This is a genomic window from Pseudomonas sp. TH10, assembly GCF_016651255.1.
GTDB lineage: Bacteria > Pseudomonadota > Gammaproteobacteria > Pseudomonadales > Pseudomonadaceae > Aquipseudomonas.
The window spans coordinates 1-25644 of the sequence record NZ_JAEKEG010000051.1 but is presented as its reverse complement, the minus strand read 5'-3'; the positions used below and the strand labels follow the sequence as shown (position 1 = coordinate 25644).

Below are 25644 nucleotides of genomic sequence, written 5' to 3'. Positions count from 1 at the left end.
ACAGGATTACCTGCATTCTCAAATTGTGTGCATAACCCCGTGGGAGCGGGCTTGCCCGCGAAGGCGTCAGTCGATCCAACCTATGCCCAGATCAAATGTCACAAAGTGGTGACATAACCCACCCCTTCGTTACAAGCCCGCCACTCCCCGTTGTTTAGACTGCCCCCAGTCATAACAACAAAAAAGGCACACCATGCACACCTTCCAACCTGCCTTCAGCAGCTGGCTGAACGCCCACGCGCATCAGCAATGGCTGGCCGCCGAAGGCTTGCGTCTGCTGGCGTTCGCTAAAGCCTCCAGACTGCCTGAGGGCTTCGGCAACCTTGATGAAAGGGCCGCCTTCCGGCCAATGCCCGCGCCGAAACCATGAACACCGCACGCATGACCCACAGCTTTGCCATGGCTACACATCCAGGGCCTGCCGGGCTTTGCCGAGCTGGTAGACCATGGCGTCAAGGCCCTCAGCGGCCCAATGCGCGATGCCGAGCATGGTGGCTGGTTCGCCGTCGCCGAACACCGCGATGACAACACCGGCAAAAACGCCTATCTGCATGCCTTCGTCGCCCTGGCCGCCAGTTCGGCCGTGGTCGCCAAACGTCCCGGCGCACAGGCATTGCTGGATGACGCCATCGACATCATCGACACCTGTTTCTGGAGCGAAGAAGAGGGCGCCATGCGCGAATTCTTCAACCGCGACTGGAGCGAAGAAGAAGCCTATCGCGGCGCCAACAGCAACATGCACGCGACCGAGGCATTCCTCGCGCTGGCCGATGTCACCGAGGACACGCGCTGGCTGGTGCGTGCGCAACGTATCGTCGAGCGGGTGATTCACGGTCACGCCGCCGCCAACGGTTACATGGTCATCGAGCATTTCGATCGCGACTGGCAACCGCTGCGCGAATACAACCATGACAATCCCGCCGACGGTTTCCGTCCTTACGGCACCACCCCGGGCCATGGTTTCGAGTGGGCGCGGCTGTTACTGCACCTCGAAGCAGCGCGGGTGCAGGCGGGTATGCTCACGCCGGGTTGGCTCGCCACCGACGCGCAAAAACTCTTCGAGAACAACTGCCGCAACGGCTGGGACGTCGATGGTTTGCCGGGCATCGTCTACACCCTCGACTGGGGCAATCGCCCGGTGGTGCGGCACCGTCTGCACTGGACCCATTGCGAGGCCAGCGCCGCCGCCAGCGCATTGCTCAAGCGCACCGGCGACAGCCAGTACGAAGCCTGGTACCGGCTGTTCTGGGAATTCTGTGACCGTCACTTCATCGATCGCGAAGCGGGCAGCTGGCATCACGAACTGGACCCGCAAAACGTTCCCAGTGCCGATATCTGGCCCGGAAAACCCGATCTGTATCACGCCTGGCAGGCCGTCCTCATTCCCGGCCTGCCCCTGGCTCCGAGCCTGGCCACCGCTCTGGGGTGGGTGTCCCAGAGCAGTCCTGTGTAACCATGTGGTGACATTCGCGCGTCCCTTCGTTACCTGCGAGGGCTGACTCCTGTTTAAAATCCATGCAGCGCAAGCACCAGACTTGCATGCATAACAACAAGAAAGGTACATCTCAGATGAATGCGATTTCTCGCCTCGCTACTGTCATTTCTGTCGCCTCCCTGTTCCCGCTCGCAATTCTGCCTCTCAGTGTTTCCGCTGCCGAATCCAAAGGTTCGGTCGAAGTCGTGCACTGGTGGACGTCTGGTGGCGAAAAAGCTGCCGTTGATGTGCTCAAGGCCCAAGTCGAAAAAGACGGTTTCACCTGGAAAGACGGCGCTGTCGCCGGTGGTGGCGGTGCGACTGCCATGACCGTGCTGAAAAGCCGTGCCGTTGCCGGTAACCCGCCAGGCGTTGCCCAGATCAAGGGCCCGGACATTCAGGAATGGGGCAGCACCGGCTTGCTCGACACCGACGTTCTGAAAGACGTTGCCAAAGAAGAGAAGTGGGACAGCCTGCTCGACAAGAAAGTCTCCGATACCGTGAAGTACGACGGTGATTACGTGGCCGTGCCGGTGAACATTCACCGTGTGAACTGGCTGTGGATCAACCCGGAAGTCTTCAAGAAAGCCGGTATCACCAAGAACCCGACCACCCTCGAAGAATTCTACGCTGCGGGCGACAAGCTGAAAGCCGCGGGCTTCATTCCGCTGGCCCACGGCGGTCAGCCTTGGCAGGACAGCACGGTATTCGAAGACGTGGTGCTCTCGACCATGGGCGCCGACGGCTACAAGAAAGCCCTGGTAGACCTGGACCAGAAAACCCTGTCTGGCGCTGAAATGACCAAGGCTTTTACCGAGCTGAAAAAGCTCACCGGTTACATGGACCAGAACCGCGCCGGTCGTGACTGGAACATCGCTGCCGCCGATGTCATCAACGGCAAGGCCGGCATGCAGATGATGGGCGACTGGGCGAAAAGCGAATGGACGGCGGCGAAGAAAGTCGCCGGCAAGGACTACCAGTGCGTGCCGTTTCCGGGCACCGAAAAAGCCTTTACCTACAACATCGATTCCCTGGCCGTGTTCAAGCTCAAGGCCGATCGCAAAGGCGACATCGCCGCTCAGCAAGACCTGGCCAAGGTCGCCCTGGGTACCGATTTCCAGAAAGTCTTCAGCATGAACAAAGGCTCGATCCCGGTGCGCACCGACATGCTCAACGACATGAGCGCCCTGGGCTTCGATTCCTGCGCCCAGACCGCAGCCAAGGACTTCCTGGCTGACGAGAAGACCGGCGGCCTGCAACCGAGCATGGCGCACAACATGGCCACCTCCCTGGCCGTGCAGGGCGCGATCTTCGACGTGGTCACCAACTTCATGAACGACAAGGACGCTGACCCGGCCAAGGCCAGCGCCCAACTGGCATCGGCTGTCAAAGCGGCCCAGTAATCCCCGACAGCGAGTGAGCCCCTGGTAGGAGCTGCCGCAGGCTGCGATCTTTTGATCTTGATTGTAAAAAACAAAATCAAAAGATCGCAGCCTGCGGCAGCTCCTACGGGGGATCACACTCCGATCCTTAAATCTAAACCTGGATTATCCCGATGAGCTCTGTGGCGGTTTTCAGCAAAGCCTCACCGTTCGATGCGCTGCAACGCTGGTTACCCAAGTTGGTACTCGCGCCGAGCATGCTCATCGTGTTGGTTGGTTTCTACGGTTACATCATCTGGACATTCGTCCTGTCCTTCACCAACTCCAGCTTCATGCCGAGCTACAAATGGGTCGGCCTGCAGCAATACACCCGGTTGCTGGACAACGACCGCTGGTGGGTTGCGAGCAAAAACCTCGCGGTGTTCGGTGGCATGTTCATCGGCATCACGCTGGTGATTGGTGTGCTGCTGGCGGTGTTCCTCGACCAGCGCATCCGTCGCGAAGGCTTTATCCGCACCATTTACCTGTACCCGATGGCGCTCTCGATGATCGTCACCGGTACCGCATGGAAATGGCTGCTCAACCCGGGCATGGGCCTGGACAAATTGTTGCGTGACTGGGGCTGGGAAGGCTTCCGTCTCGACTGGCTGATCGACCCTGATCGCGTGGTTTATTGCCTGGTGATCGCCGCTGTCTGGCAAGCATCGGGCTTCATCATGGCGATGTTCCTTGCCGGCCTGCGTGGCGTTGATCAATCGATCATCCGTGCTGCACAGATCGATGGCGCGAGCATGCCGATGATCTACTGGAAAGTGGTGCTGCCAAGCCTGCGTCCGGTGTTCTTCAGTGCGGTAATGATCCTCGCGCATATCGCGATCAAGAGCTTCGACCTGGTCGCGGCGATGACCGCCGGTGGTCCGGGTTATTCCTCCGACCTGCCAGCGATGTTCATGTATTCCTTCACCTTCAGTCGCGGCCAGATGGGCATGGGCTCGGCCAGTGCGATTCTGATGCTCGGTGCGATCCTCGCGATCATCGTGCCTTACCTGTATTCCGAGCTGAGGACCAAGCGCAATGACTAGTCTCGCTGCCAAACCTGCTATCAGCCTGAGTCGCATCGCGATCTACGCGGTGCTGATCCTCGCCGTGCTGCTTTATCTGGTGCCGCTGGTGGTCATGTTGCTGACCAGCTTCAAAACCCCGGAAGACATCAGCACCGGCAACCTGCTGAGCTGGCCAACCGTGGTCAGCGGCATCGGCTGGGTCAAGGCCTGGGCCACGGTTGACGGTTACTTCTGGAACTCGATCAAGATCACCGTTCCGGCCGTGATCATCTCCACCGCCATCGGCGCGTTGAACGGTTATGTGCTGTCGTTCTGGCGCTTCCGTGGTTCGCAGCTGTTCTTCGGTCTGCTGTTGTTCGGCTGCTTCCTGCCGTTCCAGACCGTGCTGCTGCCGGCCTCGTTCACCCTCGGCAAAATGGGCCTGGCGAGCACCACCACCGGCCTGGTGTTTATCCACGTGGTGTACGGTCTGGCGTTTACTACGCTGTTCTTCCGTAACTACTACGTGAGCATCCCGGATGCGCTGGTGAAAGCCGCACGCCTTGATGGCGCGGGTTTCTTCACGATTTTCCGGCGGATCATTCTGCCGATGTCGACGCCGATCATCATGGTCTGCCTGATCTGGCAGTTCACCCAGATCTGGAACGACTTCCTGTTCGGTGTGGTGTTCTCCAGCGGTGATTCGCAACCGATCACGGTGGCGCTGAACAACCTGGTCAACACCAGCACCGGCGCCAAGGAATACAACGTTGATATGGCAGCGGCGATGATCGCCGGCCTGCCGACCCTGCTGGTCTATGTGGTCGCAGGCAAGTATTTCGTGCGCGGGCTGACGGCCGGCGCGGTCAAGGGGTAATCATGGCAACGCTCGAACTTCGCAACGTAAACAAGACCTACGGTGCCGGCCTGCCGGACACCCTGAAGAACATCGAACTGTCGATCAAGGAAGGCGAATTCCTGATCCTCGTCGGCCCGTCGGGCTGCGGCAAATCGACGTTGATGAACTGCATCGCCGGTCTGGAAACCATCACTGGCGGCGCGATCATGATCGGTGACCAGGACGTCAGCGGCATGAGCCCGAAAGATCGCGACATCGCCATGGTGTTCCAGTCCTACGCGCTGTACCCGACCATGAGCGTGCGCGAGAACATCGAGTTCGGTCTGAAGATTCGCAAAATGGCCCAGTCGGCGATCGACGAAGAAGTCGCGCGTGTCGCCAAGCTGCTGCAGATCGAACATTTGCTGAACCGTAAACCGGGTCAGCTCTCCGGTGGTCAGCAACAGCGCGTGGCCATGGGCCGGGCCCTGGCGCGTCGTCCAAAGATCTATCTGTTCGACGAACCGCTGTCCAACCTCGACGCCAAGCTGCGCGTCGAGATGCGTACCGAAATGAAACTGATGCACCAGCGCCTGAAAACCACCACGGTCTACGTGACCCACGACCAGATCGAAGCGATGACCCTGGGCGACAAAGTGGCGGTGATGAAGGACGGCATCATTCAGCAGTTCGGTACGCCGAAAGAGATCTACAACGACCCGGCCAACCTGTTCGTGGCGAGCTTCATCGGTTCGCCGCCGATGAACTTCATTCCGCTGCGTCTGCAACGCAAGGACGGTCGTCTGCTGGCGCTGCTCGACAGCGGTCAGGCGCGTTGTGAACTGCCGATGAGCATGCAGGACGCCGGGCTTGAAGATCGCGAAGTGATCCTCGGCCTGCGCCCGGAACAGATCGTCCTGGCGGGCAACGAGCCGAACGGGCTGCCGACCATTCGCGCGGAGGTCCAGGTCACCGAACCGACCGGCCCCGACACCCTGGTGTTCGTCAACCTCAACGACACCAAGGTGTGCTGCCGCCTGGCGCCGGACGTCGCGCCGAATGTCGGCGAGACCCTGACCCTGCAATTCGATCCGTCGAAAGTGTTGTTGTTTGATGCCAATACCGGTGAGCGCCTCGGCACTGCCGGCCAACCAAAAGCCGAAGCCCACAGCGCCAACGTCGCCCAGTTCAAGGGTCGCTGATGCAGGAACGAGGATGTGTAAACCGCGTTAGATAAAAACAGTTAATAACAATAAAGACGAGGATGTAGGGATGAAAAAGAAGAACAACGCTCAGCTGATCTGCCAATTGTCAGCGATTGCGGCGATGAGCCTGGCTGGCACCGTGCACGCCGCTGAAGCGTTCAGCCCCGAGTCGAAGTGGATGACGGGCGACTGGGGTGGTGAGCGGACCAAGCTGATCGAGGCGGGCTACGATTTCACGCTGGAGTACGTGGGCGAAGTCGGCTCCAACCTCAAGGGCGGTTACAACGATGACACCACGGCGCGCTACAGCGACCAGTTTGCCCTGGGGGCGCAACTGGACCTGGAAAAGATCTTCGGCTGGAAAGACGCCGAGTTCAAACTGGCGATCACCGAGCGTAGCGGCAAGAACATCTCCAACGATCGCATCGGCGATCCACGGGCTGGCACCTTCAGTTCTTCCCAGGAAGTCTGGGGCCGGGGTCAGACCTGGCGCCTGACGCAATTGTGGGTCAAGCAGAAGTATTTCGATGGCGCCCTGGACGTCAAGGCCGGTTACTTCGGCGAAGGCGAAGACTTCAACACCTTCCCGTGCGACTTCCAGAACCTGGCGTTCTGCGGCTCGCAAGTGGGTAACTGGGTGGGCGGCATCTGGTACAACTGGCCGGTCAGCCAGGCGGCGATCCGCGTGAAGTACAACATCAACGACGAGCTTTACGCGCAGATCGGCGCGTACAACCAGAACCCGTCGCAACTGGAAACCGGCAACGGCTTCAAGCTCAGCGGCAGCGGCACCAAGGGCACCATCATTCCAGTCGAGTTGGTGTGGTCGCCAAACGTCAACAGCCTGCCGGGCGAGTACCGCGTCGGTTACTACAAAAGCACCGCCAAGGCCGACGACGTTCGTGAAGACGCCAACGGCAACGACGCGGCCGTCAGCGGTGATGCGTACCGCAGCCACAGCAGCAAGTCCGGCTACTGGTTCGTGGCCCAGCAACAGCTCACCGACCACAATGGCGACAAGAGCCGTGGCCTGAGCATCGCGGCCAACGCCACCTTCCATGACAAGGACACCAACGTCGTGGACAACTATCAGAACCTGATGCTGGTCTACAAAGGCCCGTTCAACGCGCGCCCCAAGGATGACGTCGGTATCGGCGCGGCGCGTATCCACGTCAACGACGACGTGAAGAAAAACGCCGAGTTGCTTAACGTTTCCAACGGTGTTTCGGACTACGACAACCCGGTGTTCTCGCCGATTCGTGAAACCGAATACAACTACGAGATCAACTACGGCTTCCACGTCACCAACTGGCTGACCGTACGTCCTAACCTGCAATACATCACTCACCCGGGCGGTGTGGATGCAGTGGACAACGCATTGGTCGCTGGCCTGAAAATTCAGTCGGTGTTCTAACGCGTCTGCGATAAGCTCCTCTCTATGTGCGCATATTTGCGGACAGCCAAGGCTGTCCGCTTTTTTTGGGGCGAGCACTTCCCGGTAACAGATGATTTTCAGGACCGTGGCAAATGCATGAGCATCCGCTACAACGCTTCTTCAAATCCCTGCGCGAACAACCGGTGTTCGCCTGGGAGCGCTATCAGATGCGCGACGTGTTGGTGATCGATCATCCGCTGTGTCAGGCGGTGTTCAGTCGTCAGGGTGCGCAGTTGCTGCACTTTCAGCCGCGTGGGCAAAAGCCGTGGTTGTGGTGTGCGGCAAAGTGGCCGCATGTCGGTGCGATCCGCGGCGGGGTGCCGGTTTGCTGGCCGTGGTATGGCCGTCATCCCAGCGAAAACGCGTGGCCGTCGCATGGCTGGGCACGACTGCTCGACTGGAAGTTGCTCGACAGCAGCAGCGCCGATGACGGCGTGCGCCTGCATTGGCAATTGCAGCTGTGCGACTGGCAGGTCGACCTGCACGCACACCTTGGCGAGCGCCTGGACCTGCGCCTGGCGACTGAGCACCAGGACAGCCTGCCGTGTCAGTTGAGTCAGGCTTTGCATGCCTACTGGCGTATTGGCGACGTGGGTGAGGTAGCGCTGTCTGGGCTCGATGGGGTGCAAGGTTACGACCAGTTGAACCGCCAGGCATGCCAGCAGGAAGGCGAACTGCGGGTGGATGGTGGCTGCCAGCGCGTGTTCCAGCACGAGGGCGAATTACAGCTCAAGGACCCTGTCTGGCAGCGGCAGTTGTGCATCGATACCGGGGATGACGCAAACACCGTGGTCTGGCACCCGGGGACGCGGCCGTTGCTGGGAGTGAGCTGGAACGAAATGTCTGAATTCGTCTGTGTCGAGGCGGCGAGTGGCGGTGGGCGGGGACTGGCGCCGGGAGAGCGGGCGAATTTGAGTTTGCAGGCGCGGGTGGGTGCTTAGATCGGAATGGGTGGTGTTGCGGCTGGCCTCATCGCGGGCAAGCCCGCTCCCACAAGGATCTGCGAAGCACACAAATCCATGCTTACTGACGATCTCTGTGGGAGCGGGCTTGCCCGCGATGAGGCCCGACCAGGCAACACCGATGTTGGGCTTAGTTAAACTCGTCACCCACCGGATACCGGCTGGCGTTCAAGCTCTCTTTGATCTTGCGCAGATGCGGCTGGAAATCCACCCCGCGACGCAGCGTCATCCCCGTCGCCAGCACATCCAGCACCGTCAACTGAATGATCCGCGAGGTCATCGGCATATAGATGTCGGTGTCTTCCGGCAGCGGAATGTTCAGGCTCAAGGTACTGGCCTTGGCCAGCGGCGAGTTCTCCGCCGTCAAACCCAACACCGAAGCGCCGTTCTCGCGAGCAATGCGCGCAACCTCGACCAGCTCACGGGTGCGGCCTGTGTAGGAAATGATCACGAACAGTTCACCGGTGTGCGCCACCGAAGCAATCATCCGCTGCATCAACACATCGGCGTGCGCCGTGACCGCAAGGTTGAAGCGGAAGAATTTGTGCTGCGCATCCAGCGCCACCGGTGCAGAAGCGCCGAGGCCGAAGAAGTGGATCTGCCGCGCCTGAATCAACAGGTCGACGGCGCGGCTGATCAGGTTCGGGTCCAGCGCCTGGCAAGCACTGTCCAGGGATGCGATGGCGCTGCCGAAAATCTTTTGCGTGTACGCCTCGGGATTGTCATCGGCTTCCACCGCACGGCTGACATACGCCGCGCCGCTGGCCAGGCTCTGCGCCAGTTGCAGCTTGAGCTCGGGATAACCGCTGACACCGAATGAACGGCAGAAACGATTGACCGTCGGTTCGCTCACCGACGCGGCCTGGGCGAGGGCGGCGATGCTGAAGCGGGTGGCCTGCTGCGGGTTGAGCAGGATCACCTCGGCGACTTTGCGTTCGGCCTTGTTCAGGTCTTCAAGGCGACTCTGGATCTGTTCCAGTAAATTTCGCACGCGGTCCATATGGAATTCCTAATTCACCTGCGCAAAGTTGCGCCGGGCTATGCAAATTGGGCCTTTGATATGGCCCGTAACGGTGGCCTATCCTACTGATGGCTCCGACCGACCACCACTCGGAATCTGTATTTTGCGAAAATGTTGTGGTTATTACTACATTTTCCCTTGAGTGATGCCTTGAAAAAAGGTATTTGTAGCTTAACTTGATAAAAGAACAAACATCATGCCTTCGATTACGGTTGAACCGTGCACCTTTGCCTTGTTCGGCGCTCTTGGCGATCTGGCCCTGCGCAAGCTGTTTCCTGCCCTTTATCACCTCGATGGCGCTGACTTGTTGCACGAGGACACGCGCATCATCGCGTTGGCCCGTGAAGCAGGCAGCGAGCAGCAGCACATGGCGTTCATCGCCGCCGAATTGCGCCGCTACGTCGGCAAAGAGCTGGACGAAGCCGTCGCCGAGCGTTTTCTCGCTCGCCTGACCTACCTGCACGTCGACTTCCTCAAGGCAGAAGACTATGTCGCGCTGGCCGAACTGGCTGGCAGCACGCAACGCATGATTGCCTACTTCGCCACGCCGGCAGCGGTGTACGGCGCGATTTGCGAGAACCTGGCGAAAGTCGGTCTGGCGGAAAATACCCGCGTGGTCCTCGAAAAGCCGATCGGTTCCGATCTGGAGTCCTCGCGCAAGGTCAACGACGCCGTGGCGCAGTTCTTCCCGGAGAACCGTACCTACCGCATCGACCATTATCTGGGCAAAGAAACCGTTCAGAACCTGATTGCCCTGCGTTTCGCCAACAGCCTGTTCGAAACCCAGTGGAACCAGAATTACATCTCTCACGTGGAAATCACCGTGGCCGAGAAGGTTGGCATCGAAGGCCGCTGGGGTTACTTCGACAAGGCAGGCCAACTGCGTGACATGATTCAGAATCACCTGTTGCAGTTGCTCTGCCTGATCGCCATGGACCCGCCGGCCGATTTGTCCGCCGACAGCATCCGTGACGAGAAAGTAAAAGTGCTCAAGGCGCTGGCACCGATCAGCCCGGAAGGCCTGACCACGCAGGTTGTGCGCGGTCAGTACATCGCCGGTTACAGCGAAGGCAAATCGGTACCGGGCTACCTCGAAGAACCGAATTCCAACACCCAGAGCGACACCGAAACCTTCGTCGCCCTGCGTGCCGACATCCGCAACTGGCGCTGGGCCGGCGTACCGTTTTACCTACGCACCGGCAAGCGCATGCCGCAGAAACTGTCGCAGATCGTCATCCACTTCAAAGAACCGTCGCACTACATCTTCGCCCCGGAGCAGCGCCTGCAGATCAGCAACAAACTGATCATCCGCCTGCAACCGGACGAAGGTATTTCGCTGCGCGTGATGACCAAAGAGCAGGGCCTGGACAAGGGCATGCAGCTGCGCAGCGGTCCGTTGCAGCTGAATTTTTCCGATACCTGGCGTAGCGCGCGGATCCCCGATGCCTACGAGCGGTTGTTGCTGGAAGTGATGAACGGCAATCAGAACCTGTTTGTCCGTAAAGATGAAATCGAAGCCGCGTGGAAGTGGTGTGACCAGTTGATCGCCGGGTGGAAAAAATCCGGTGATGCGCCCAAGCCGTACGCGGCCGGGTCCTGGGGCCCCATGAGCTCCATTGCACTGATCACGCGGGACGGGAGGTCGTGGTATGGCGATATCTGATTTGAAACTGCCTCAGGGCGTCAGCGCCCATGAGTACAAGAGCCCGGCGCTGTTGGCCGATGCCTTGGCACTGAATGTGGCCAAGCAGCTGAGTGACGCTATTGATGCTCGCGGCACCGCGACGCTGGTGGTGTCCGGTGGCCGTAGCCCGGTGGCATTTTTCCAGAACCTGGCCAGGCAAAAGCTCGACTGGTCCAAGGTGGTTGTCACCCTGGCCGACGAGCGCTGGGTGCCGGTCGAGCATGCCGACAGCAATGCCGGGCTGCTCAAGCGCTACCTGCTGCAAGGCCCGGCGGCCAAGGCGCAGTTCCTGAGCCTGTACAGCGCCACGGCGAACCTGGAACTGGCCGCCGAGCAAGCCGATCGCCTGTTGGCAGAGTTGCCGCCGATCGACGTGCTGATACTCGGCATGGGCGATGACGGTCATACCGCGTCGCTGTTCCCCAACAGCCCGAACCTGGCTGAAGCATTGGCAGCCGATGGCACTCGACGCTGCTACCCGATGCTGGCACCGACCGTGCCGCATCAGCGCCTGACCATGAGTCGTGCGCTGCTGGCTTCGGCCGAGACCACTGTTCTATCGATTTCCGGTCAGTCCAAGCTGACCACCCTGAGTGCCGCATTGGCCGGTGACGATGTCGGCGTCATGCCGATTCGCGCGTTTCTGCAACCTACGTTAGAGATTTACTGGTGCCCATGAGCCAAGGAACAGCCGCTATGACAATCCCATCCCCGACCGTTTCCATGGCGGACAAAGTTGCCCTGATTGACAGCCTCTGCGCCAAGGCGCGGATCCTGCCGGTAATCACCATCGCCCGTGAACAGGACGTGCTGCCGCTGGCCGACGCCCTGGCCGCCGGTGGCCTGACCGCGCTGGAAGTGACCCTGCGCTCGCAGTTCGGCCTCAAGGCCATCCAGATCCTGCGTGAGCAACGTCCGGAGCTGATGACCGGCGCCGGCACCGTATTGGATCGCAACATGCTCGCGGCGGCTGAAGCAGCGGGTTCGCAATTCATCGTCACCCCGGGCATCACCCGTGATCTGCTCGAAGCCAGCGTCGACAGCCCGATTCCGCTGTTGCCAGGCATCAGCAACGCCTCCGGCATCATGGAAGGCTACGGTCTGGGTTATCGCCGCTTCAAACTGTTCCCGGCTGAAGTCAGCGGTGGCGTCGCGGCGATCAAAGCCTTGGGCGGTCCGTTCGGCGAAGTTAAGTTCTGCCCGACTGGCGGCGTAAGCCCGGCCAACATCAAAAGCTACATGGCGCTGAAAAACGTGATGTGCGTGGGCGGCAGCTGGATGCTTGATCCGCAGTGGATCAGGAACGGCGACTGGGCCCGCATCCAGGAATGCACTGCCGAGGCGTTGGCGCTGCTGGACTGATTGGTTTTACCTGACACGTCGTTGTGTGTTCTACGGCTTTAACGGTGCGCTTGGTCGGTGCACCGTTTTTTTTGTCTGAAGAAAGCCCCACCGTTTACGCCATAACCCTGTAGGAGCGAGCTTGCTCGCGATGGTCGTTAACGATAACGCTGGAAACCTGACACCCCTTGGCGGTCTCAGGTTTTTCGCGAGCAAGCTCGCTCCTGCAGGCGGGCGGTGTTGAATCAGCGCAATTGGTCCAGCGCCTTGATCAGCGCCGCGATATCCGCCGCTGTGGTCGTCAGCCCCGGTGTAATGCGGATACAGGGTCCACTCGCCGCGCCGCTGCGTACAACGGTAAACAGGTTGAACTCGTTCAACAGCCGGTCGACCATCACCTGTTGATCCGCATGCCGGGTAAACCGCATCGAAGTTATCCCGCAATACAACCGTGGGTCGTCCGGGGTCATCACCTCGATACCCGGCCAATCCCGCACCACCCGGACCCACTCATTGCGCAGATAATTAAGCCGCGCGCCTTTGGCTGCGGAGCCGCCCATGGCCAGGTGTTCCTCGAACACCAGCGGCAGCGTCAGCAGCGCCGGGATATTGGGGGTGCTGTAGGGCGTGCGGGCGCGAATGTCGTTGAGCGGGAAATGCATCTCGCCCATGTCCGGGTCGATGTCGCCAAGGCGCTGCGGGGCGATGTACAGGAAGCCAAGAGTCAGCGGCGCCCCGATCCACTTGTGCAGGTTGTAACCGGCGAAGGCAATGCCCAGCTCTTCGAGATTGAACTTCATCTGCCCCAGCGCATGGGCGCCGTCGAGGATCACATCGATGCCGTGTTCCCGCGCAGCCGCCGCAATGGCCTGCACTGGCATGACCAGCCCGGTGCGATGGGTGACGTGGGTCAGTGCCATCAGCTTGAGCCGTGGGTAACGCTCGAAAGCCTCACGGTAACTGGCCAGCAGCGAGTCGAAAGAGGCCGGGTGCTGGTGACCAATCTCTATCACCTCCACACCGCGATAACGCGCCAGCCAGCGCATGGCACCCTTGACCGTGTCGTACTCAAGGTCGCAGATCAGCACCTGATCGCCCGGCTGCAGGCGGTTGTAATTGCGGATCAGCGATTGCAGGGCGTCGCTGGCGTTACGGGTCAGGGCAACGGCTTGGGCCCGCACACCCATCAGCTCCGCCAGCTGCGCGCGAATCTCCAGGCTTTCGACCTGTTCGAAGCGCTGGCGCACATATACCGAGTTGCTGGTGTTGATCAGCTCTACGTTACGTTGGTACTCCTCGATCACCGTGCGCGACATGCGCCCGAAATAACCGTTTTCCAGGTTCACGGGGCCGGGTTGAACGTCGTAACGGTCGGCGAACGTTTGCCAAAAGGCTTCGTCACGGGCGCGGCGGGTGTTATCGGGCATGGCGGCTGGCTCTAAAGAGGAGGGCGCTTCAGTGGCGCGGGGCGGGTTTGCCATGTTTGGCGCGCAGCGGTTCGAGCACGTCCGACAAGCCGTTGTGGTCGATCTCCTGCATCAGCGCAAGCAGGCCGCCGAGTTCGCCGTGAGGAAAACCCTCGCGGGCAAACCAGTTCAGGTAAGGCCCCGGCAGGTCGGCGATGATCCGGCCCTTGTATTTGCCGAAAGGCATTTCGCGGGTGATCAGCAGTTCGAGTTTTTCGGGATTCATCAGTGAGATCGTCTGGCTTCAAATCAGAGTGGAAAATACAGGCATTCTGCATGCAGGCCAAATGACAGATCATGCAAAAGAAGCGGATACAGATTTCGCGATAAAACATAAGCCATTGAAATTTAAGCAATTTGTTTTCAGTGAAAAGCTGGCATGCAGGGTGCAATAGCTATTGCATCTTTCATCAACCCGCAAGGAATTGAAAAATGACCGACATGAATAAAGAAGCCATCTCTGTACTCAACGACCTGATCGAAGTCAGCAAAGACGGTCAGGAAGGGTTCAAGACCTGCGCTGAAGACATCAAGCACCCTGAACTGAAAACCCTGTTCGTGACCCGTTCCGCTGATTGCGCGACCGCAGCTGCTGAACTGCAAGCGGCCGTACGTTCGATGGGTGGCGATCCGGAAACTTCCACCAGCGTCAGCGGTGACCTGCACCGTCGCTGGGTCGACGTCAAAGCCATGTTCACCGGCAAAGACGAAGAGGCTGTGCTGAACGAAGCCGAGCGCGGTGAAGACCATGCGCTGAAGGCTTATCGTGAAGCCATCGAGAAAATCAACAAGCACAATCTGGTCGGCATTCGTGATCTGGTTGAGCGCCAATACCATGGCGTACAACGCAACCACGACCAGGTGAAAGCCCTGCGTAACCAGGCTCGCGCTCGTTCGTAAGCGTTCGTAGCCCACAAAAAACGCCAGCTAGTCTGGCGTTTTTTTGCGTCTGAAAATCGTCTGCAGGCTCGGGCCGCTGGTGGACGATCTTTTGCCCTTCAACCGATGCTGATCGCCGGCAATGTCGTCAACGTCACGGTCTGCTGCTTGCGCGGTGCCAGAATCTCCGCTTCGCCATCCACCACCAGCTCATCCCGCTGATTGAATACGCGTGTAGCAATGCGCACACGAAACTTCGGCAGTTTTTCGAGGATTTCAAGGCGCACGGTCAAAGTATCGCCAATCTTTACCGGCTTCTGGAAGCTCATCTGCTGGCCGATATAGATAGTCCCCGGCCCGGGCAGTTCGCAGGCCACGGCTGCGCTGATCAAGGCGCCGCTGAACATACCGTGCGCAATGCGCTCCTTGAACATGGTGCCTGCAGCATATTCGGCGTCCAGGTGCACCGGGTTGTGATCGCCGGACATCGCAGCGAACAACTGGATGTCGCGCTCTTCGACCGTTTTGCTGTAGCTGGCGGTCTGGCCGACTTCGAGGGCTTCGTAAGGGATGTTGGTAACCTGGGTCATCGGTCTTGATTCCTGTGACGGATTAAATGAATCCACAAAAAATTATTCCGACCGGGTGGGTCGGCGGTGGCTCAGCGCCTGCTCGATCCAGTTCAACAGATCGGCGATCACTTCGTCGCGGTTGGTTTCGTTGAACAATTCGTGCCGCGCCTGCGGGTAGATCTTCAGTTGCAGGTTCTGGCTGCCGGCCGTGCGTAATGCATTGGCCAGATCTGTCAGACGCTTGCCGTCACTCACCGGATCACATTCGCCGCCGATCACCAGCAACGGCAGGCCCGGGTCGATCTGGGCGAGATTGGACGCTTTGCTGATTTGCTGCAAGCCGCCGAGTAAGTCGATCCACAGCTGATTGGTGCAGCGAAAGCCGCACAGCGGATCGGCGGCATACTTGTCGACCTCGGCCGGATCGCGGCTCAGCCAGTCGAACGGCGTGCGCACCGGTTTGAATTTTTTGTTGAACGAGCCGAACGACAACCATTCGATCAGCGCACTGCGGCCCTTGCCGCCCTGACGCAGTTTTTCGAAGCGGGCAATCTGTCGCGCGGCGCCATACAGAGCCACCGGCTGGAAGTTCGAGCCGCTCAGCACGGCGCCGTGCAGGCTGGCGCTGTGGTGCAGCAGATAGGCCTGGGCGATGTAGCTGCCCATGCTATGGCCGATCAGCAGGATCGGCACCCCGGGATGCTGCTGACCGACGTGCTGATTGAGGCTCGCCAGGTCGCCGACGACCTTGCACCAGCCATCATCGTCGGCGAAATGCCCCAGGGTTCCATTTTCGGCGGTTTTGCCATGTCCCCGCAGGTCGGGGGCATAGACACCGTAGCCCTGGTCGCAGAGTTTTTGCGCCAGGCCCTGGTAGCGGGCGCTGTGCTCCGCCATGCCGTGGGCCAGCAGCACGATGGCTTTCAGGGGAGCTGTGGGTAGCCACTGATTGACGAACAGGCGACTGCGGTCACTCGCGGTCAGCCAGAAAGTGTCGTGGATCATGGCGATTCCTTTGCGCTGGGTCGATGCATTGTATAGCGCATTCCGGGTGCGGCCGTGCGAACTGCCTTACACCACGGCAGGAAGATTCACACGATCAATGACGGCTTTGCCCTTATTTGCCTGAATGGCCATAACTGCTAGTGTCCGTGAAGCTCCGCTTTTTCAGAAATGACAGAAAGCGGCCAGGATCGGCTCAGGTAAAGAGGACAAGAACAATGCAACCTGATTTCTGGAACGACAAACGCCCGGCCGGCGTACCGCTGGACATCGACATGGGCGAGTTCAAGTCGGTGATCGAGGTGTTTGAGCGTTCCTGCAAGAAGTTCGCGGATCGCCCGGCATTCAGCAACATGGGCATCACGCTGACCTACGCCGAGCTTGAACGCCAGAGCGCTGCCTTCGCCGGTTATCTGCAAGCGCATACCGACCTGGTGCCGGGCGATCGTATCGCCGTGCAGATGCCCAACGTCCTGCATTATCCGATTGCCGTGTTCGGTGCGTTGCGCGCCGGGCTGATCGTGGTCAATACCAACCCGTTGTACACCGCACGAGAGATGCGCCATCAGTTCAAGGATTGCGGCGCGCGTGCGTTGGTTTACCTGAACATGTTCGGCCAGAAAGTCCAGGAAGTGCTGCCCGACACGGACATCCAGTACCTGATCGAAGCGAAGATGGGCGACCTGATGCCCACCGCCAAGGGCTGGCTGGTCAACACCGTGGTCAGCAAAGTGAAAAAAATGGTTCCTGCCTATTCGCTGCCGCAGGCGATCGCCTTCAAAAGCGCGCTGCGCATGGGCCGGGGTCTGGGCATCAAGCCGTTGAAGGTCGGCCTCGACGACATCGCCGTGCTGCAATACACCGGCGGCACCACCGGGTTGGCGAAGGGCGCGATGCTCACCCACGGTAACCTGGTGGCGAACATGCAACAGGTGCGCGCCTGCCTCGCGCAACTCGGCCCGGATGGCCAGCCACTGCTGCGCGAAGGCCAGGAGGTGATGATCGCGCCACTGCCGCTGTATCACATCTATGCCTTCACGGCGAACTGCATGTGCATGATGGTCACCGGCAACCATAACGTGCTGATCACCAATCCACGGGACATCAAGGGCTTTATCAAGGAACTGAAGAACTGGCGTTTTTCTGCGTTGCTGGGGTTGAACACTTTGTTTGTCGCGTTGATGGATCATCCGGATTTCAAGACCCTGGACTTCTCCAGCCTCAAGCTGACCAATTCCGGTGGCACTGCGTTGGTCAAGGCCACTGCCGAGCGCTGGGAAAAACTCACCGGATGCCGCATCACCGAAGGCTACGGCCTGACCGAAACGTCACCTGTGGCTTGCACCAACCCCTACGGTGACAAGTCGCGCATCGGTACGGTGGGCCTGCCAGTACCGGGTACCACGCTGAAAATCATCAACGATGAGGGCGTCGAGCAAGCCTTGGGCGAACGCGGCGAGCTGTGCATCAAGGGCCCGCAGATCATGAAAGGCTACTGGCACAAGCCTGAGGCGACAGCCGAAGTACTGGATGCCGAGGGCTGGTTCAAGTCTGGCGATATTGCAGTGATCGATCCGGACGGTTTCGTGCGTATCGTCGATCGCAAGAAGGACATGATCATCGTCTCCGGTTTCAACGTGTACCCGAACGAGATCGAAGATGTGGTCATGGCTCACCCTAAAGTCGCCAACTGTGCAGTGATCGGCGTGCCGGACGAACGTTCCGGCGAGGCGGTGAAGCTGTTTGTGGTGGCGCGCGAGAACGGCGTGAGCCTTGAAGAATTGAAGGCGTACTGCAAAGAGAATTTCACCGCGTACAAAGTGCCCAAGCACATCGTGCTGCGTGAGTCGTTGCCGATGACGCCGGTCGGCAAGATCCTGCGCCGTGAGTTGCGCGATATCGCCTAAGGGCGCAGAAACACAAAGATCGCAGCCTTCGGCAGCTCCTGCAGGAAATGCATTCCCCTGTAGGAGCTGCCAAAGGCTGCGATCTTTTGCTTCCAGGCGACCTATAGAATTTTTGCTCTAAAACTGACTATAAGATATTCAAGAGTCACCATTGTGACTGTAGAGCCCGCTTTTGGCTCTAGTCGACCCTTGGCAAAGCTGCTACTCTCGGCGCGCTTTGGGACTTGCCGGCCTTTGGAAAATGCCGGTTTTGCCTCTGATCAAACACCAATAATAATCGCATCAAATGCGGTGCTGAATTCGCGTTGCTGAGGAGTGGGCTTCCATGATCGAAGACTTTTGGAAGGATAAGTACCCTGCCGGGATTGCTGCCGACATCAATCCGGACGAGTACCCGAATATTCAGGCAGTGCTGAAGCAGTCCTGCCAACGCTTCGCCAACAAACCGGCTTTCAGCAACCTGGGCAAGACAATCACCTACGGTGAACTGTACGAATTGTCCGGTGCGTTTGCCGCGTATCTGCAACAGCATACCGACTTGCAGCCCGGCGATCGAATCGCCGTGCAACTGCCCAACGTTCTGCAATACCCGGTGGCCGTCTTCGGTGCCATCCGCGCCGGGCTGATCGTGGTCAACACCAACCCGCTGTACACCGCGCGGGAAATGGAACACCAATTCAACGACTCTGGTGCGAAAGCCCTTGTTTGCCTGGCAAACATGGCGCATCTGGCCGAGGCCGTGGTGCCGAAAACCGGCGTCAAACACGTCATCATCACCGAAGTCGCCGACTTGCTGCCGCCGATCAAGCGTCTGCTGATCAACAGCGTCATCAAGTACGTGAAGAAGATGGTGCCGGCTTATCACCTGCCCAAAGCCGTCAAGTTCAATGACGTGATGAGCAAGGGCCAGGGCCAGCCTGTCGCCGAAGCCAACCCGCACAGCGGTGATGTTGCGGTGCTGCAATACACTGGCGGCACCACCGGCGTGGCCAAGGGCGCGATGCTGACTCATCGCAACCTCGTCGCCAACATGCTGCAGTGCAAGGCGCTGATGGGCTCGAACCTCAATGAAGGTTGCGAGATCCTGATCACGCCGCTGCCGCTGTACCACATCTATGCGTTCACCTTTCATTGCATGGCGATGATGCTGATCGGCAACCACAACATCCTGATCAGCAACCCGCGCGATTTGCCGGCGATGGTCAAGGAGCTGTCGAAGTGGAAGTTCAGCGGCTTCGTCGGTTTGAACACTCTGTTCGTCGCGCTGTGCAACAACGAAGGTTTCCGCAAGCTGGATTTCTCGGCGCTGAAAGTCACGTTGTCGGGCGGCATGGCCCTGCAACTGGCCGCTGCCGAACGCTGGAAGGCCGTCACCGGTTGCTCGATCTGCGAAGGTTACGGCATGACCGAAACCAGCCCGGTGGCCACGGTGAATCCGATCCAGCACATCCAGATCGGCACCATCGGCATTCCGGTACCGTCGACCCTGTGCAAGATCATCGATGATGCCGGTGTGGATCAGCCGCTGGGTGAAATCGGTGAACTGTGCGTGAAAGGGCCGCAGGTGATGAAGGGTTACTGGCAGCGCCAGGACGCCACCGATGAAATCCTCGACAGCGAAGGCTGGCTGAAGACCGGTGACATCGCCCTGATCCAGCCGGATGGCTACATGCGTATTGTCGATCGCAAGAAAGACATGATCCTGGTGTCCGGCTTTAACGTGTATCCCAACGAACTGGAAGATGTGCTGGCAACCCTGCCGGGCGTGTTGCAGTGCGCGGCCATCGGCGTGCCGGACGAGAAGTCGGGCGAAGCGATCAAGATTTTCATCGTCGCCAAACCGGGCGTGACCCTGACCAAGGAAACGGTGATGGATCACATGCGCGCCAACGTCACCGGCTACAAGGTGCCGCGTTCGGTGGAGTTCCGCGATGCGCTGCCGACCACCAACGTCGGCAAGATCCTGCGGCGCGAATTGCGCGACGAGGAGTTGAAGAAGCTGGGCCTGAAGAAGGCCTGAATGGCAACTGGCGTCGCCTGCCAATCGGGGGACGCTGGCTGATCATTGGAACCGTCGAAAAATCCGCAGCCCGAAACGGCTGGCGGATTTTTTTGCGCGCGATTCCGCAATGGCTCGCACTGCCGCACGCATGCATCAGCCCGTTGTGCGTTTTCTGAAAGTCTTGGGTATGGGGGCGTGATTTGATTGCGGGCTCCTGGCCAATGCCATCTTTCATGGAGTGATGCTTATGCCGCAGATAAAGACCAACACCTCTTCGTTCGTGAGTGATAACCCTATCCTCACGGGCCTCCTAACCAAAGAGTCCATGCCTGTTACCAAGAAGCTGAAGCGCGCCAGCAACGTCGACCTCCCCTTTCCCAAGCGTGGCTTGACACTGACCGACGCACCAACAAACGCAATCGCTTCCCAAGAAAGGCTAAAAGGATCAGTGATGAAAACTCATCTCGGTGGGATGCGCACTGGCGATGACTCCTCGCTCGAGCCACCTGTTCGGGCAGGTTGGGCCCGTAACCAAAACGAAGTTGCGAATTTATCCGGGGGCAGCAGGCCTGATTCGCGGACCTCTTTCATCGATCTTAGAGGACGTAACTTTACCTACGAAGACCTGACAAACCGCCTGTATCAGAATTTCAATCTTGGGGAATCGAATTTCGAGGCGGCCATCTTGTCCGGGGCGACATTCAAAAATACCATCCTCTCACAGTGCAATTTTCGTGGAGCCGTCCTAACCAACCTTTGTTGTGAAGACGTGTTGTTCGTTGGCGCCAGGGTGGGCAGGACGATGATCAAATCTGGCCATTACTCAGGCTGCAATTTTTCTTGGGCCGAACTATCCAACGTTGACTGTGTTGACGTGAACTTCAGTGGCAACAATTTTTTCTCAGCGAAACTCATAAAAGTCATTTTCGTGGACTGCGATCTTAGCGGGGCCAACCTAACCAACCTTGACCTTGATGACGTGGACTTCAGTGGCGCGAATCTCACCGACGCGCAGATGTCCTTGAGTCAAAAGTTTATCGAGGAAACTCTGCTAGGGCCCATCACCAGCGACAGAGAACGTCAGCTTAACGCCTATTGTTCCGAGACGGGCATTAGCAATTTATTGGTGACTATCCACAGCATCAATCCCACTTATCAGAATCTGAAAAACTCCTTAATGCGATCGGTGATCGAGCAAGTGAACCGCTTGGATGACGGCGCGCTGCAGCTCCACCTGCCGGCGCTGGTGGAGATGTTGCTCAATAATCCTGGCTATGACGAGGTACCTGAAATCGCGTCGTTCAATAATCGATTGCTGAAATTGTGGCTGCAACTAAAACAACGGGAGCCGTATCGCCGCGGTGAAGTCGATCGGGACCTGGTGCTGAAACTGATCAAACGCCATCCATCCGGGGTGGACCACTTGGTGAGTAACTACGGGAAAACCCTCGCCCGAAATGAGCCGAGGGCTTCGTTTGACGCGCAAACGGCCAGTCCTTCTACCCCGGCGATTACAGGCGGAATGGCGCGAAGTTGACGTTGGTGCCCGTCGGACGCATGTCCTGCAGATACGAATCCTTGTCTGCACTCAACTCCAGGCTCAACGCGGCCTTGCGCTTGCCCTCGTTGCGGATCACCAGTCCTTCGAGCTTTTCACGCAGAAACACTGTCGGCACTTTCAGGTGCAGCAGTTCGTCGGTGGCCGGCGTGTGCATCAACAGGTGAATCCACTCGTACTGACCCACGGCCAGACGTGTCACCGGCAAATCGAACCACCAGATGTTGCGGTTACGGTTCAGTTCGGCGAAGTGGCAGTTGTTGGTGCCGAGCACGGCGCCGCCCAGTTCCTGGTTTCTACGGGCGATGGCGAGCTTTTTATCGAGTTTCATAACATTCCTGCGGGGTTGGATCTTCAGCGCCATGGCCTGAATACGTTGTGCATTCTCGGGTGTTGGCGGGCAAACATAAAGCCCAACCTGCCGGGATCGATGAAATCTTCTGCGCAAAAAAATGAAACTCCCGGCAAACCCCTCCGGTCAATCTTTCTGTAAGCACTTTTGTTCGTTCAATTGTTCACAGGAGAAACACCATGAGTAGCACAGGCGATAAAGTAAAAGGCATGGCCAACGAAGCGGTCGGTAACGTCAAGCAAGGCGTAGGTAAAGCCACTGACAACACCAAACTGCAAGCCGAAGGCAAGATTCAAGAGAAAAAAGGCGAAGCCCAGCAAGCAGTCGGCAAAGCCAAGGATGCTGTCAAGAAAGGCGTCGACAAGGCGTGATCGGGCCTGTGAAGCTATTATGAACGGCCATCTGCGGATGGCCGTTTTTGTTTCAGCTGGAACTTGAACACAGAATTTGTTTCAAAGCCGCCGGACAAGGCTATTTTGATGCAGGCTACATTGATGGCAACGGCCCCTGAGTCGCCACGACTTCAACCTGTAATGCGGCGAAAGGAGACGCGAATGATATTTCCAGACATGAAAGGTCTGCCCCTGCACCGAGTGATGGTGCGCACGGTCACTGAATTCGTCGACGACGAGATGTCGACCTATGCCTCGGCGCTGGCCTACCAGATGCTGTTCTCGCTGTTCCCGTTCATTCTGTTCCTGATTGCCCTGATCGGTTTCCTGCACCTGCCGGACTTCTTTTCCTGGTTGCGCCTGCAATCGGAACTGGTGCTGCCACCGCAGGCCCTGGAGCAGGTCAACCCGGTGATTGATCAGTTGCAGCAGTCCAAGGGCGGCTTGCTTTCGGTGGGTATCGTCATCGCCCTGTACACCGCTTCTGCCGGCGTGCGCCTGATGATGAGCGCAATGAATGCAGCGTATGACGTGGTCGAAGGCAGGCCAATCTGGAAGCGCTTTCCGCTGTCGATTGTCTACACCGTCGGCATCGCCGGCATGCTGCTGGTGGCCGCCGCACTGATGGTGCTCGGGCCGCAAGTGATGGGCTGGATTGCTGCGCAGGTCGGCCTCGAAGAAGTCATCGTCACCGTGTGGACGATTGCGCGCTGGCCGGTGATCGTGATTCTGATGATGGTCGCCGTGGCGCTGATCTACTACGTGATGCCCGACGTAAGACAGGAATTCCGCTTTATCACACCGGGTTCGGTGTTGGCCGTGGTGGTGTGGATCATCGCCTCGTTGGGTTTTGCGTTCTACGTCAAAACCTTCGCCAACTACAACGCGATGTATGGCAGCATCGGTGCGATCATCGTGCTGTTGCTGTATTTCTACATTTCCGCCGCAGTGCTGTTGCTCGGCGCGGAGATGAACGCGGTGATCGAGCACATGTCCAGCGAGGGCAAGGATGCGGGCGAAAAAGTCCCCGGCGAACTCGATGAACAACCCAAACAACATGTCTCGGGCCTGGGCCGCGATCACTCGCTCAAGCCGGACACTGACGAAGCCTGACCATGATCCGTGAAATCCTCAAAATGGGTGACGAGCGCCTGCTGCGCATCGCCCCGCCGGTGCCGCCGGAAATGTTCGACAGCCCGGAACTGTGGCAACTGATCGACGACATGTTCCAGACCATGGAAAGCGTCGGTGGCGTGGGCCTCGCCGCGCCGCAGATTGGTGTCGATCTGCAACTGGTGATCTTCGGTTTCGAGCACAGCGAACGCTACCCGGACGCGGAAGCGGTGCCGCAGACGATCCTGATCAATCCGCTGATCACGCCGCTGAATCCGCTCACGGAAGAGGGTTTTGAAGGGTGTTTGTCGGTGCCGGGTCTGCGCGGTGCGGTGGAGCGTTTCCAACAGATTCGCTACGAAGGTTTTGATCCCAAGGGCCAGCCGATCGTGCGTGTGGCCGCAGGCTTCCATGCGCGCGTGGTGCAACACGAATGCGATCACCTGATCGGCCGGTTGTACCCGTCGCGCATCACCGATTTCAGCAAGTTTGGCTTCACTGAAGTGATGTTCCCGGACCTCGACCCGAACGCTGACGACTGACCAGAATTTACCTCAATGCAATAGGGTCCTCCCACAGGGGCGGGTTACAGGCCTGCCCCCATCGCAATCATCGGCTTGCTGCGCGCATAACGACTCAACCGTTCAGCCATCGCATACGGCAGCACCGGGTCGAAGCTGAACCCCCGGCGCTCATAGAAGCCGCGCAAGTCCGGATGACAGAACAACCACACCGGCCCCTGCAGCCCCTTGATGGCCTCGGCGATCAACGCGCCCGCGATCCCCTGTTCACGACAACCCGGGTCAACAAACAGTCCGGTCAACCAATGCCCGTCCGCCACCGGCCGCAAACACAATGCACCGATGATTTGTTCACGCCTGGCGACCCATAGCTGGGCGTCGCGCACGGCTTTCATCGACGATTGATGGCTTCGATAAAACTTGTTCATCAGCGGCCACAAGGGCTCGGCGAGCAGGGTGTACTGGGTGTCGGGCATGGGTTCGGTCTGTTGGTGCGCAAAGCCTGGGATTATAAAAGAACGCGCGCACGGCGATAGGTGTATACCTGATCTCACATCCCGTATGAGTGGAGTACGTATCATGGCCAAAGGCATGGATTCAAAGAAAGCAGCGAAGAAAAAACCGGCGAAAACCGCTGATGAAAAGCGCGCGGACAAGAAGGCCAAGAAGGTGGACGTGTTCGGCCATTGATCCCGCAAAAGGGAGCCCGGTCCTCGGGCTCCTGCTGCACGGCTGTGCGGCGTAAGCATCACGTCCCCCGCGATGCCCGTAAAGTTCGCCCGCTGAAAAAAGTTCAATTTATGCTGCGTAATGGCCGACTAGTGGCCTTGCGTACGGTTATTGCCTGTCTATGCTGACTCGTAACAAGGAGTGGTACGCGAAAGGGAGTTACTCATGAGACTGTCAGGTTTGGCTCGATTCCGGGCTATCAAGAGAAGGATGTCTTGATAAGAGCGTCGCACCATGGACGCTCCGATTGATCATCATTTATCACCTGACAACTTCCTCCTGTGGAGGAATGCGTGTGCCTGTTCTGTGGAACGTAGTGGTGGATTCTGAAAGACCTGAACTTTCATCAAATCAAAAGAACGCGCGGAAGGTGATACAACCATGTTCAACCTACATCACAAGGCTGACCTGCAGGAAATCGAGCGATTCAGCTGCGCCCTGACCGAAGCCAACGCCAAGTTGGCGGCGATCAGCCGCTCGATGGCAATGATTGAATTCAGCCCTGACGGCATCGTTCTGGATGCCAACGAAAACTTCTGTAAAACCATGGGCTACAGCGCTGAGGAAGTGCGCGGCAAACATCACCGGGTGTTTTGCGAAGAAGCGTTTTACCGCAGCGAGGAATACACGAAACTGTGGCGGGACCTGGCGCGGGGCGAGCCGGTCAGTGGTACGTTCCAGCGCCTGGACAGGAACGGTCGGGAGGTCTGGCTGGAGGCCAGCTACATGCCGGTTTACGGGGCTGATCGGCAGGTGCGCAGCGTGA

Annotated in this window: 24 protein-coding genes and 2 pseudogenes; 19 read left to right on the top strand and 7 right to left on the bottom strand. The window is 58.7% G+C overall.

The window, feature by feature from the left end; genetic code table 11:
* Positions 1–193 precede the first annotated feature (193 nt).
* From JFT80_RS08165 to JFT80_RS08135, 7 genes and pseudogenes are all read left to right on the top strand, one after another.
* Positions 194–1453: pseudogene (locus JFT80_RS08165) on the top strand (AGE family epimerase/isomerase).
* Positions 1454–1569: 116 nt separating this feature from the next.
* Positions 1570–2877 carry an ABC transporter substrate-binding protein gene (locus JFT80_RS08160; RefSeq protein WP_201147536.1) on the top strand — a complete coding sequence of 436 codons (1308 nt, stop codon included), beginning with the start codon at positions 1570–1572 and terminating at the stop codon, positions 2875–2877.
* Positions 2878–3029: 152 nt separating this feature from the next.
* Positions 3030–3938, top strand: a complete 909-nt coding sequence (locus JFT80_RS08155; RefSeq protein ID WP_201147535.1) for a carbohydrate ABC transporter permease — start codon at positions 3030–3032, stop codon at positions 3936–3938.
* Positions 3931–4776, top strand: coding sequence for a carbohydrate ABC transporter permease (locus tag JFT80_RS08150; RefSeq protein WP_007917872.1), 846 nt, complete (start codon positions 3931–3933; stop codon positions 4774–4776). The genes JFT80_RS08155 and JFT80_RS08150 overlap by 8 nt, the downstream gene beginning before the upstream one ends.
* Before the next feature lie 2 nt (positions 4777–4778).
* Entirely contained in the window at positions 4779–5939 is a 1161-nt protein-coding gene (locus tag JFT80_RS08145; protein WP_201147534.1) for an ABC transporter ATP-binding protein, read from the top strand.
* Positions 5940–6009: 70 nt separating this feature from the next.
* Positions 6010–7356: a carbohydrate porin gene (locus tag JFT80_RS08140; protein ID WP_201147533.1), complete on the top strand. Its 1347-nt coding sequence runs from the start codon at positions 6010–6012 to the stop codon at positions 7354–7356.
* Between the two features lie 113 nt (positions 7357–7469).
* Complete coding sequence (locus JFT80_RS08135) at positions 7470–8318, top strand: D-hexose-6-phosphate mutarotase (protein WP_201147532.1); 849 nt, start codon at positions 7470–7472, stop codon at positions 8316–8318.
* Between the two features lie 151 nt (positions 8319–8469).
* Here JFT80_RS08135 and JFT80_RS08130 read toward each other — a convergent pair whose 3' ends face one another.
* The gene (locus JFT80_RS08130) at positions 8470–9330 is read right to left on the bottom strand and encodes a MurR/RpiR family transcriptional regulator (RefSeq protein ID WP_171057240.1); all 861 of its coding nucleotides are present in this window, start codon (positions 9328–9330) and stop codon (positions 8470–8472) included.
* A 226-nt stretch (positions 9331–9556) separates the two neighbouring features.
* Between JFT80_RS08130 and zwf the strand changes: the two genes are divergently transcribed.
* The 4 genes and pseudogenes from zwf to JFT80_RS23975 form a co-directional block, all read left to right on the top strand.
* Positions 9557–11023: a glucose-6-phosphate dehydrogenase gene (gene zwf, locus JFT80_RS08125; protein ID WP_201147531.1), complete on the top strand. Its 1467-nt coding sequence runs from the start codon at positions 9557–9559 to the stop codon at positions 11021–11023.
* A complete protein-coding gene (gene pgl / locus JFT80_RS08120) occupies positions 11010–11723 on the top strand; it encodes a 6-phosphogluconolactonase (RefSeq protein ID WP_201147530.1) in 714 nt (237 codons plus the stop codon). The genes zwf and pgl overlap by 14 nt, the downstream gene beginning before the upstream one ends.
* A gap of 17 nt (positions 11724–11740) precedes the next feature.
* Entirely contained in the window at positions 11741–12406 is a 666-nt protein-coding gene (locus tag JFT80_RS08115) for a bifunctional 4-hydroxy-2-oxoglutarate aldolase/2-dehydro-3-deoxy-phosphogluconate aldolase (RefSeq protein ID WP_201147529.1), read from the top strand.
* Between the two features lie 130 nt (positions 12407–12536).
* Positions 12537–12611 (top strand): annotated as a pseudogene (locus tag JFT80_RS23975) (outer membrane lipoprotein carrier protein LolA); the annotation flags it as partial.
* A gap of 19 nt (positions 12612–12630) precedes the next feature.
* Here the strand turns inward: JFT80_RS23975 and JFT80_RS08110 are convergent.
* Entirely contained in the window at positions 12631–13812 is a 1182-nt protein-coding gene (locus tag JFT80_RS08110; RefSeq protein ID WP_201147528.1) for an aminotransferase class V-fold PLP-dependent enzyme, read from the bottom strand.
* Positions 13813–13840: 28 nt separating this feature from the next.
* Complete coding sequence (locus tag JFT80_RS08105) at positions 13841–14077, bottom strand: DUF3820 family protein (protein ID WP_201147527.1); 237 nt, start codon at positions 14075–14077, stop codon at positions 13841–13843.
* Positions 14078–14283: 206 nt separating this feature from the next.
* Here JFT80_RS08105 and JFT80_RS08100 point away from each other — a divergent pair, with 206 nt between their 5' ends.
* Complete coding sequence (locus JFT80_RS08100; RefSeq protein WP_201147526.1) at positions 14284–14751, top strand: PA2169 family four-helix-bundle protein; 468 nt, start codon at positions 14284–14286, stop codon at positions 14749–14751.
* Between the two features lie 98 nt (positions 14752–14849).
* Here the strand turns inward: JFT80_RS08100 and JFT80_RS08095 are convergent, their stop codons facing one another.
* Both JFT80_RS08095 and JFT80_RS08090 read right to left on the bottom strand, forming a co-directional pair.
* The gene (locus JFT80_RS08095) at positions 14850–15320 is read right to left on the bottom strand and encodes a MaoC family dehydratase (protein WP_201147525.1); all 471 of its coding nucleotides are present in this window, start codon (positions 15318–15320) and stop codon (positions 14850–14852) included.
* A gap of 42 nt (positions 15321–15362) precedes the next feature.
* Positions 15363–16307 (bottom strand): alpha/beta hydrolase, encoded by a 945-nt coding sequence (locus JFT80_RS08090; RefSeq protein ID WP_201147524.1) that lies wholly within the window; start codon positions 16305–16307, stop codon positions 15363–15365.
* A gap of 215 nt (positions 16308–16522) precedes the next feature.
* Here JFT80_RS08090 and fadD2 point away from each other — a divergent pair, with 215 nt between their 5' ends.
* The 3 genes from fadD2 to JFT80_RS08075 all read left to right on the top strand — a co-directional run bounded on the left by fadD2 (position 16523) and on the right by JFT80_RS08075 (position 21750).
* Positions 16523–18211, top strand: a complete 1689-nt coding sequence (fadD2, locus tag JFT80_RS08085) for a long-chain-fatty-acid--CoA ligase FadD2 (RefSeq protein ID WP_201147523.1) — start codon at positions 16523–16525, stop codon at positions 18209–18211.
* A 325-nt stretch (positions 18212–18536) separates the two neighbouring features.
* Positions 18537–20231: a long-chain-fatty-acid--CoA ligase FadD1 gene (fadD1, locus tag JFT80_RS08080; RefSeq protein ID WP_201147522.1), complete on the top strand. Its 1695-nt coding sequence runs from the start codon at positions 18537–18539 to the stop codon at positions 20229–20231.
* Between the two features lie 229 nt (positions 20232–20460).
* Complete coding sequence (locus JFT80_RS08075; RefSeq protein ID WP_201147521.1) at positions 20461–21750, top strand: pentapeptide repeat-containing protein; 1290 nt, start codon at positions 20461–20463, stop codon at positions 21748–21750.
* Here the strand turns inward: JFT80_RS08075 and JFT80_RS08070 are convergent.
* Positions 21725–22102, bottom strand: coding sequence for a hypothetical protein (locus JFT80_RS08070; protein WP_201147520.1), 378 nt, complete (start codon positions 22100–22102; stop codon positions 21725–21727). The genes JFT80_RS08075 and JFT80_RS08070 overlap by 26 nt on opposite strands.
* A 200-nt stretch (positions 22103–22302) precedes the next feature.
* Here JFT80_RS08070 and JFT80_RS08065 point away from each other — a divergent pair, with 200 nt between their 5' ends.
* The 3 genes from JFT80_RS08065 (at position 22303) to def (ending at position 24170) form a co-directional block, all read left to right on the top strand.
* Positions 22303–22494: a CsbD family protein gene (locus JFT80_RS08065; protein WP_008082339.1), complete on the top strand. Its 192-nt coding sequence runs from the start codon at positions 22303–22305 to the stop codon at positions 22492–22494.
* Between the two features lie 183 nt (positions 22495–22677).
* Positions 22678–23628, top strand: a complete 951-nt coding sequence (locus JFT80_RS08060) for a YihY/virulence factor BrkB family protein (protein WP_201147519.1) — start codon at positions 22678–22680, stop codon at positions 23626–23628.
* A 2-nt stretch (positions 23629–23630) separates the two neighbouring features.
* The gene (gene def, locus JFT80_RS08055) at positions 23631–24170 is read left to right on the top strand and encodes a peptide deformylase (protein WP_201147518.1); all 540 of its coding nucleotides are present in this window, start codon (positions 23631–23633) and stop codon (positions 24168–24170) included.
* Between the two features lie 44 nt (positions 24171–24214).
* Here def and JFT80_RS08050 read toward each other — a convergent pair whose 3' ends face one another.
* Positions 24215–24625 (bottom strand): GNAT family N-acetyltransferase, encoded by a 411-nt coding sequence (locus JFT80_RS08050; RefSeq protein ID WP_122840184.1) that lies wholly within the window; start codon positions 24623–24625, stop codon positions 24215–24217.
* Positions 24626–25259: 634 nt separating this feature from the next.
* Between JFT80_RS08050 and JFT80_RS08045 the strand changes: the two genes are divergently transcribed.
* A partial coding sequence (locus JFT80_RS08045; RefSeq protein WP_201147517.1) for a PAS domain S-box protein occupies positions 25260–25644 on the top strand: 385 nt, incomplete at its 3' end.

Excerpts from the sequence above, each read along its gene's own strand:
- JFT80_RS08160 (WP_201147536.1), top strand. The coding sequence starts at position 1,570 with ATGAATGCGATTTCTCGCCTCGCTACTGTCATTTCTGTCGCCTCCCTG.
- JFT80_RS08155 (WP_201147535.1), top strand. The coding sequence starts at position 3,030 with ATGAGCTCTGTGGCGGTTTTCAGCAAAGCCTCACCGTTCGATGCGCTG.
- JFT80_RS08150 (WP_007917872.1), top strand. The coding sequence starts at position 3,931 with ATGACTAGTCTCGCTGCCAAACCTGCTATCAGCCTGAGTCGCATCGCG.
- JFT80_RS08145 (WP_201147534.1), top strand. The coding sequence starts at position 4,779 with ATGGCAACGCTCGAACTTCGCAACGTAAACAAGACCTACGGTGCCGGC.
- JFT80_RS08140 (WP_201147533.1), top strand. The coding sequence starts at position 6,010 with ATGAAAAAGAAGAACAACGCTCAGCTGATCTGCCAATTGTCAGCGATT.
- JFT80_RS08135 (WP_201147532.1), top strand. The coding sequence starts at position 7,470 with ATGCATGAGCATCCGCTACAACGCTTCTTCAAATCCCTGCGCGAACAA.
- zwf (WP_201147531.1), top strand. The coding sequence starts at position 9,557 with ATGCCTTCGATTACGGTTGAACCGTGCACCTTTGCCTTGTTCGGCGCT.
- pgl (WP_201147530.1), top strand. The coding sequence starts at position 11,010 with ATGGCGATATCTGATTTGAAACTGCCTCAGGGCGTCAGCGCCCATGAG.
- JFT80_RS08115 (WP_201147529.1), top strand. The coding sequence starts at position 11,741 with ATGACAATCCCATCCCCGACCGTTTCCATGGCGGACAAAGTTGCCCTG.
- JFT80_RS08110 (WP_201147528.1), bottom strand. The coding sequence starts at position 13,812 with ATGCCCGATAACACCCGCCGCGCCCGTGACGAAGCCTTTTGGCAAACG.
- JFT80_RS08105 (WP_201147527.1), bottom strand. The coding sequence starts at position 14,077 with ATGAATCCCGAAAAACTCGAACTGCTGATCACCCGCGAAATGCCTTTC.
- JFT80_RS08100 (WP_201147526.1), top strand. The coding sequence starts at position 14,284 with ATGACCGACATGAATAAAGAAGCCATCTCTGTACTCAACGACCTGATC.
- JFT80_RS08095 (WP_201147525.1), bottom strand. The coding sequence starts at position 15,320 with ATGACCCAGGTTACCAACATCCCTTACGAAGCCCTCGAAGTCGGCCAG.
- JFT80_RS08090 (WP_201147524.1), bottom strand. The coding sequence starts at position 16,307 with ATGATCCACGACACTTTCTGGCTGACCGCGAGTGACCGCAGTCGCCTG.
- fadD2 (WP_201147523.1), top strand. The coding sequence starts at position 16,523 with ATGCAACCTGATTTCTGGAACGACAAACGCCCGGCCGGCGTACCGCTG.
- fadD1 (WP_201147522.1), top strand. The coding sequence starts at position 18,537 with ATGATCGAAGACTTTTGGAAGGATAAGTACCCTGCCGGGATTGCTGCC.
- JFT80_RS08075 (WP_201147521.1), top strand. The coding sequence starts at position 20,461 with ATGCCGCAGATAAAGACCAACACCTCTTCGTTCGTGAGTGATAACCCT.
- JFT80_RS08070 (WP_201147520.1), bottom strand. The coding sequence starts at position 22,102 with ATGAAACTCGATAAAAAGCTCGCCATCGCCCGTAGAAACCAGGAACTG.
- JFT80_RS08065 (WP_008082339.1), top strand. The coding sequence starts at position 22,303 with ATGAGTAGCACAGGCGATAAAGTAAAAGGCATGGCCAACGAAGCGGTC.
- JFT80_RS08060 (WP_201147519.1), top strand. The coding sequence starts at position 22,678 with ATGATATTTCCAGACATGAAAGGTCTGCCCCTGCACCGAGTGATGGTG.
- def (WP_201147518.1), top strand. The coding sequence starts at position 23,631 with ATGATCCGTGAAATCCTCAAAATGGGTGACGAGCGCCTGCTGCGCATC.
- JFT80_RS08050 (WP_122840184.1), bottom strand. The coding sequence starts at position 24,625 with ATGCCCGACACCCAGTACACCCTGCTCGCCGAGCCCTTGTGGCCGCTG.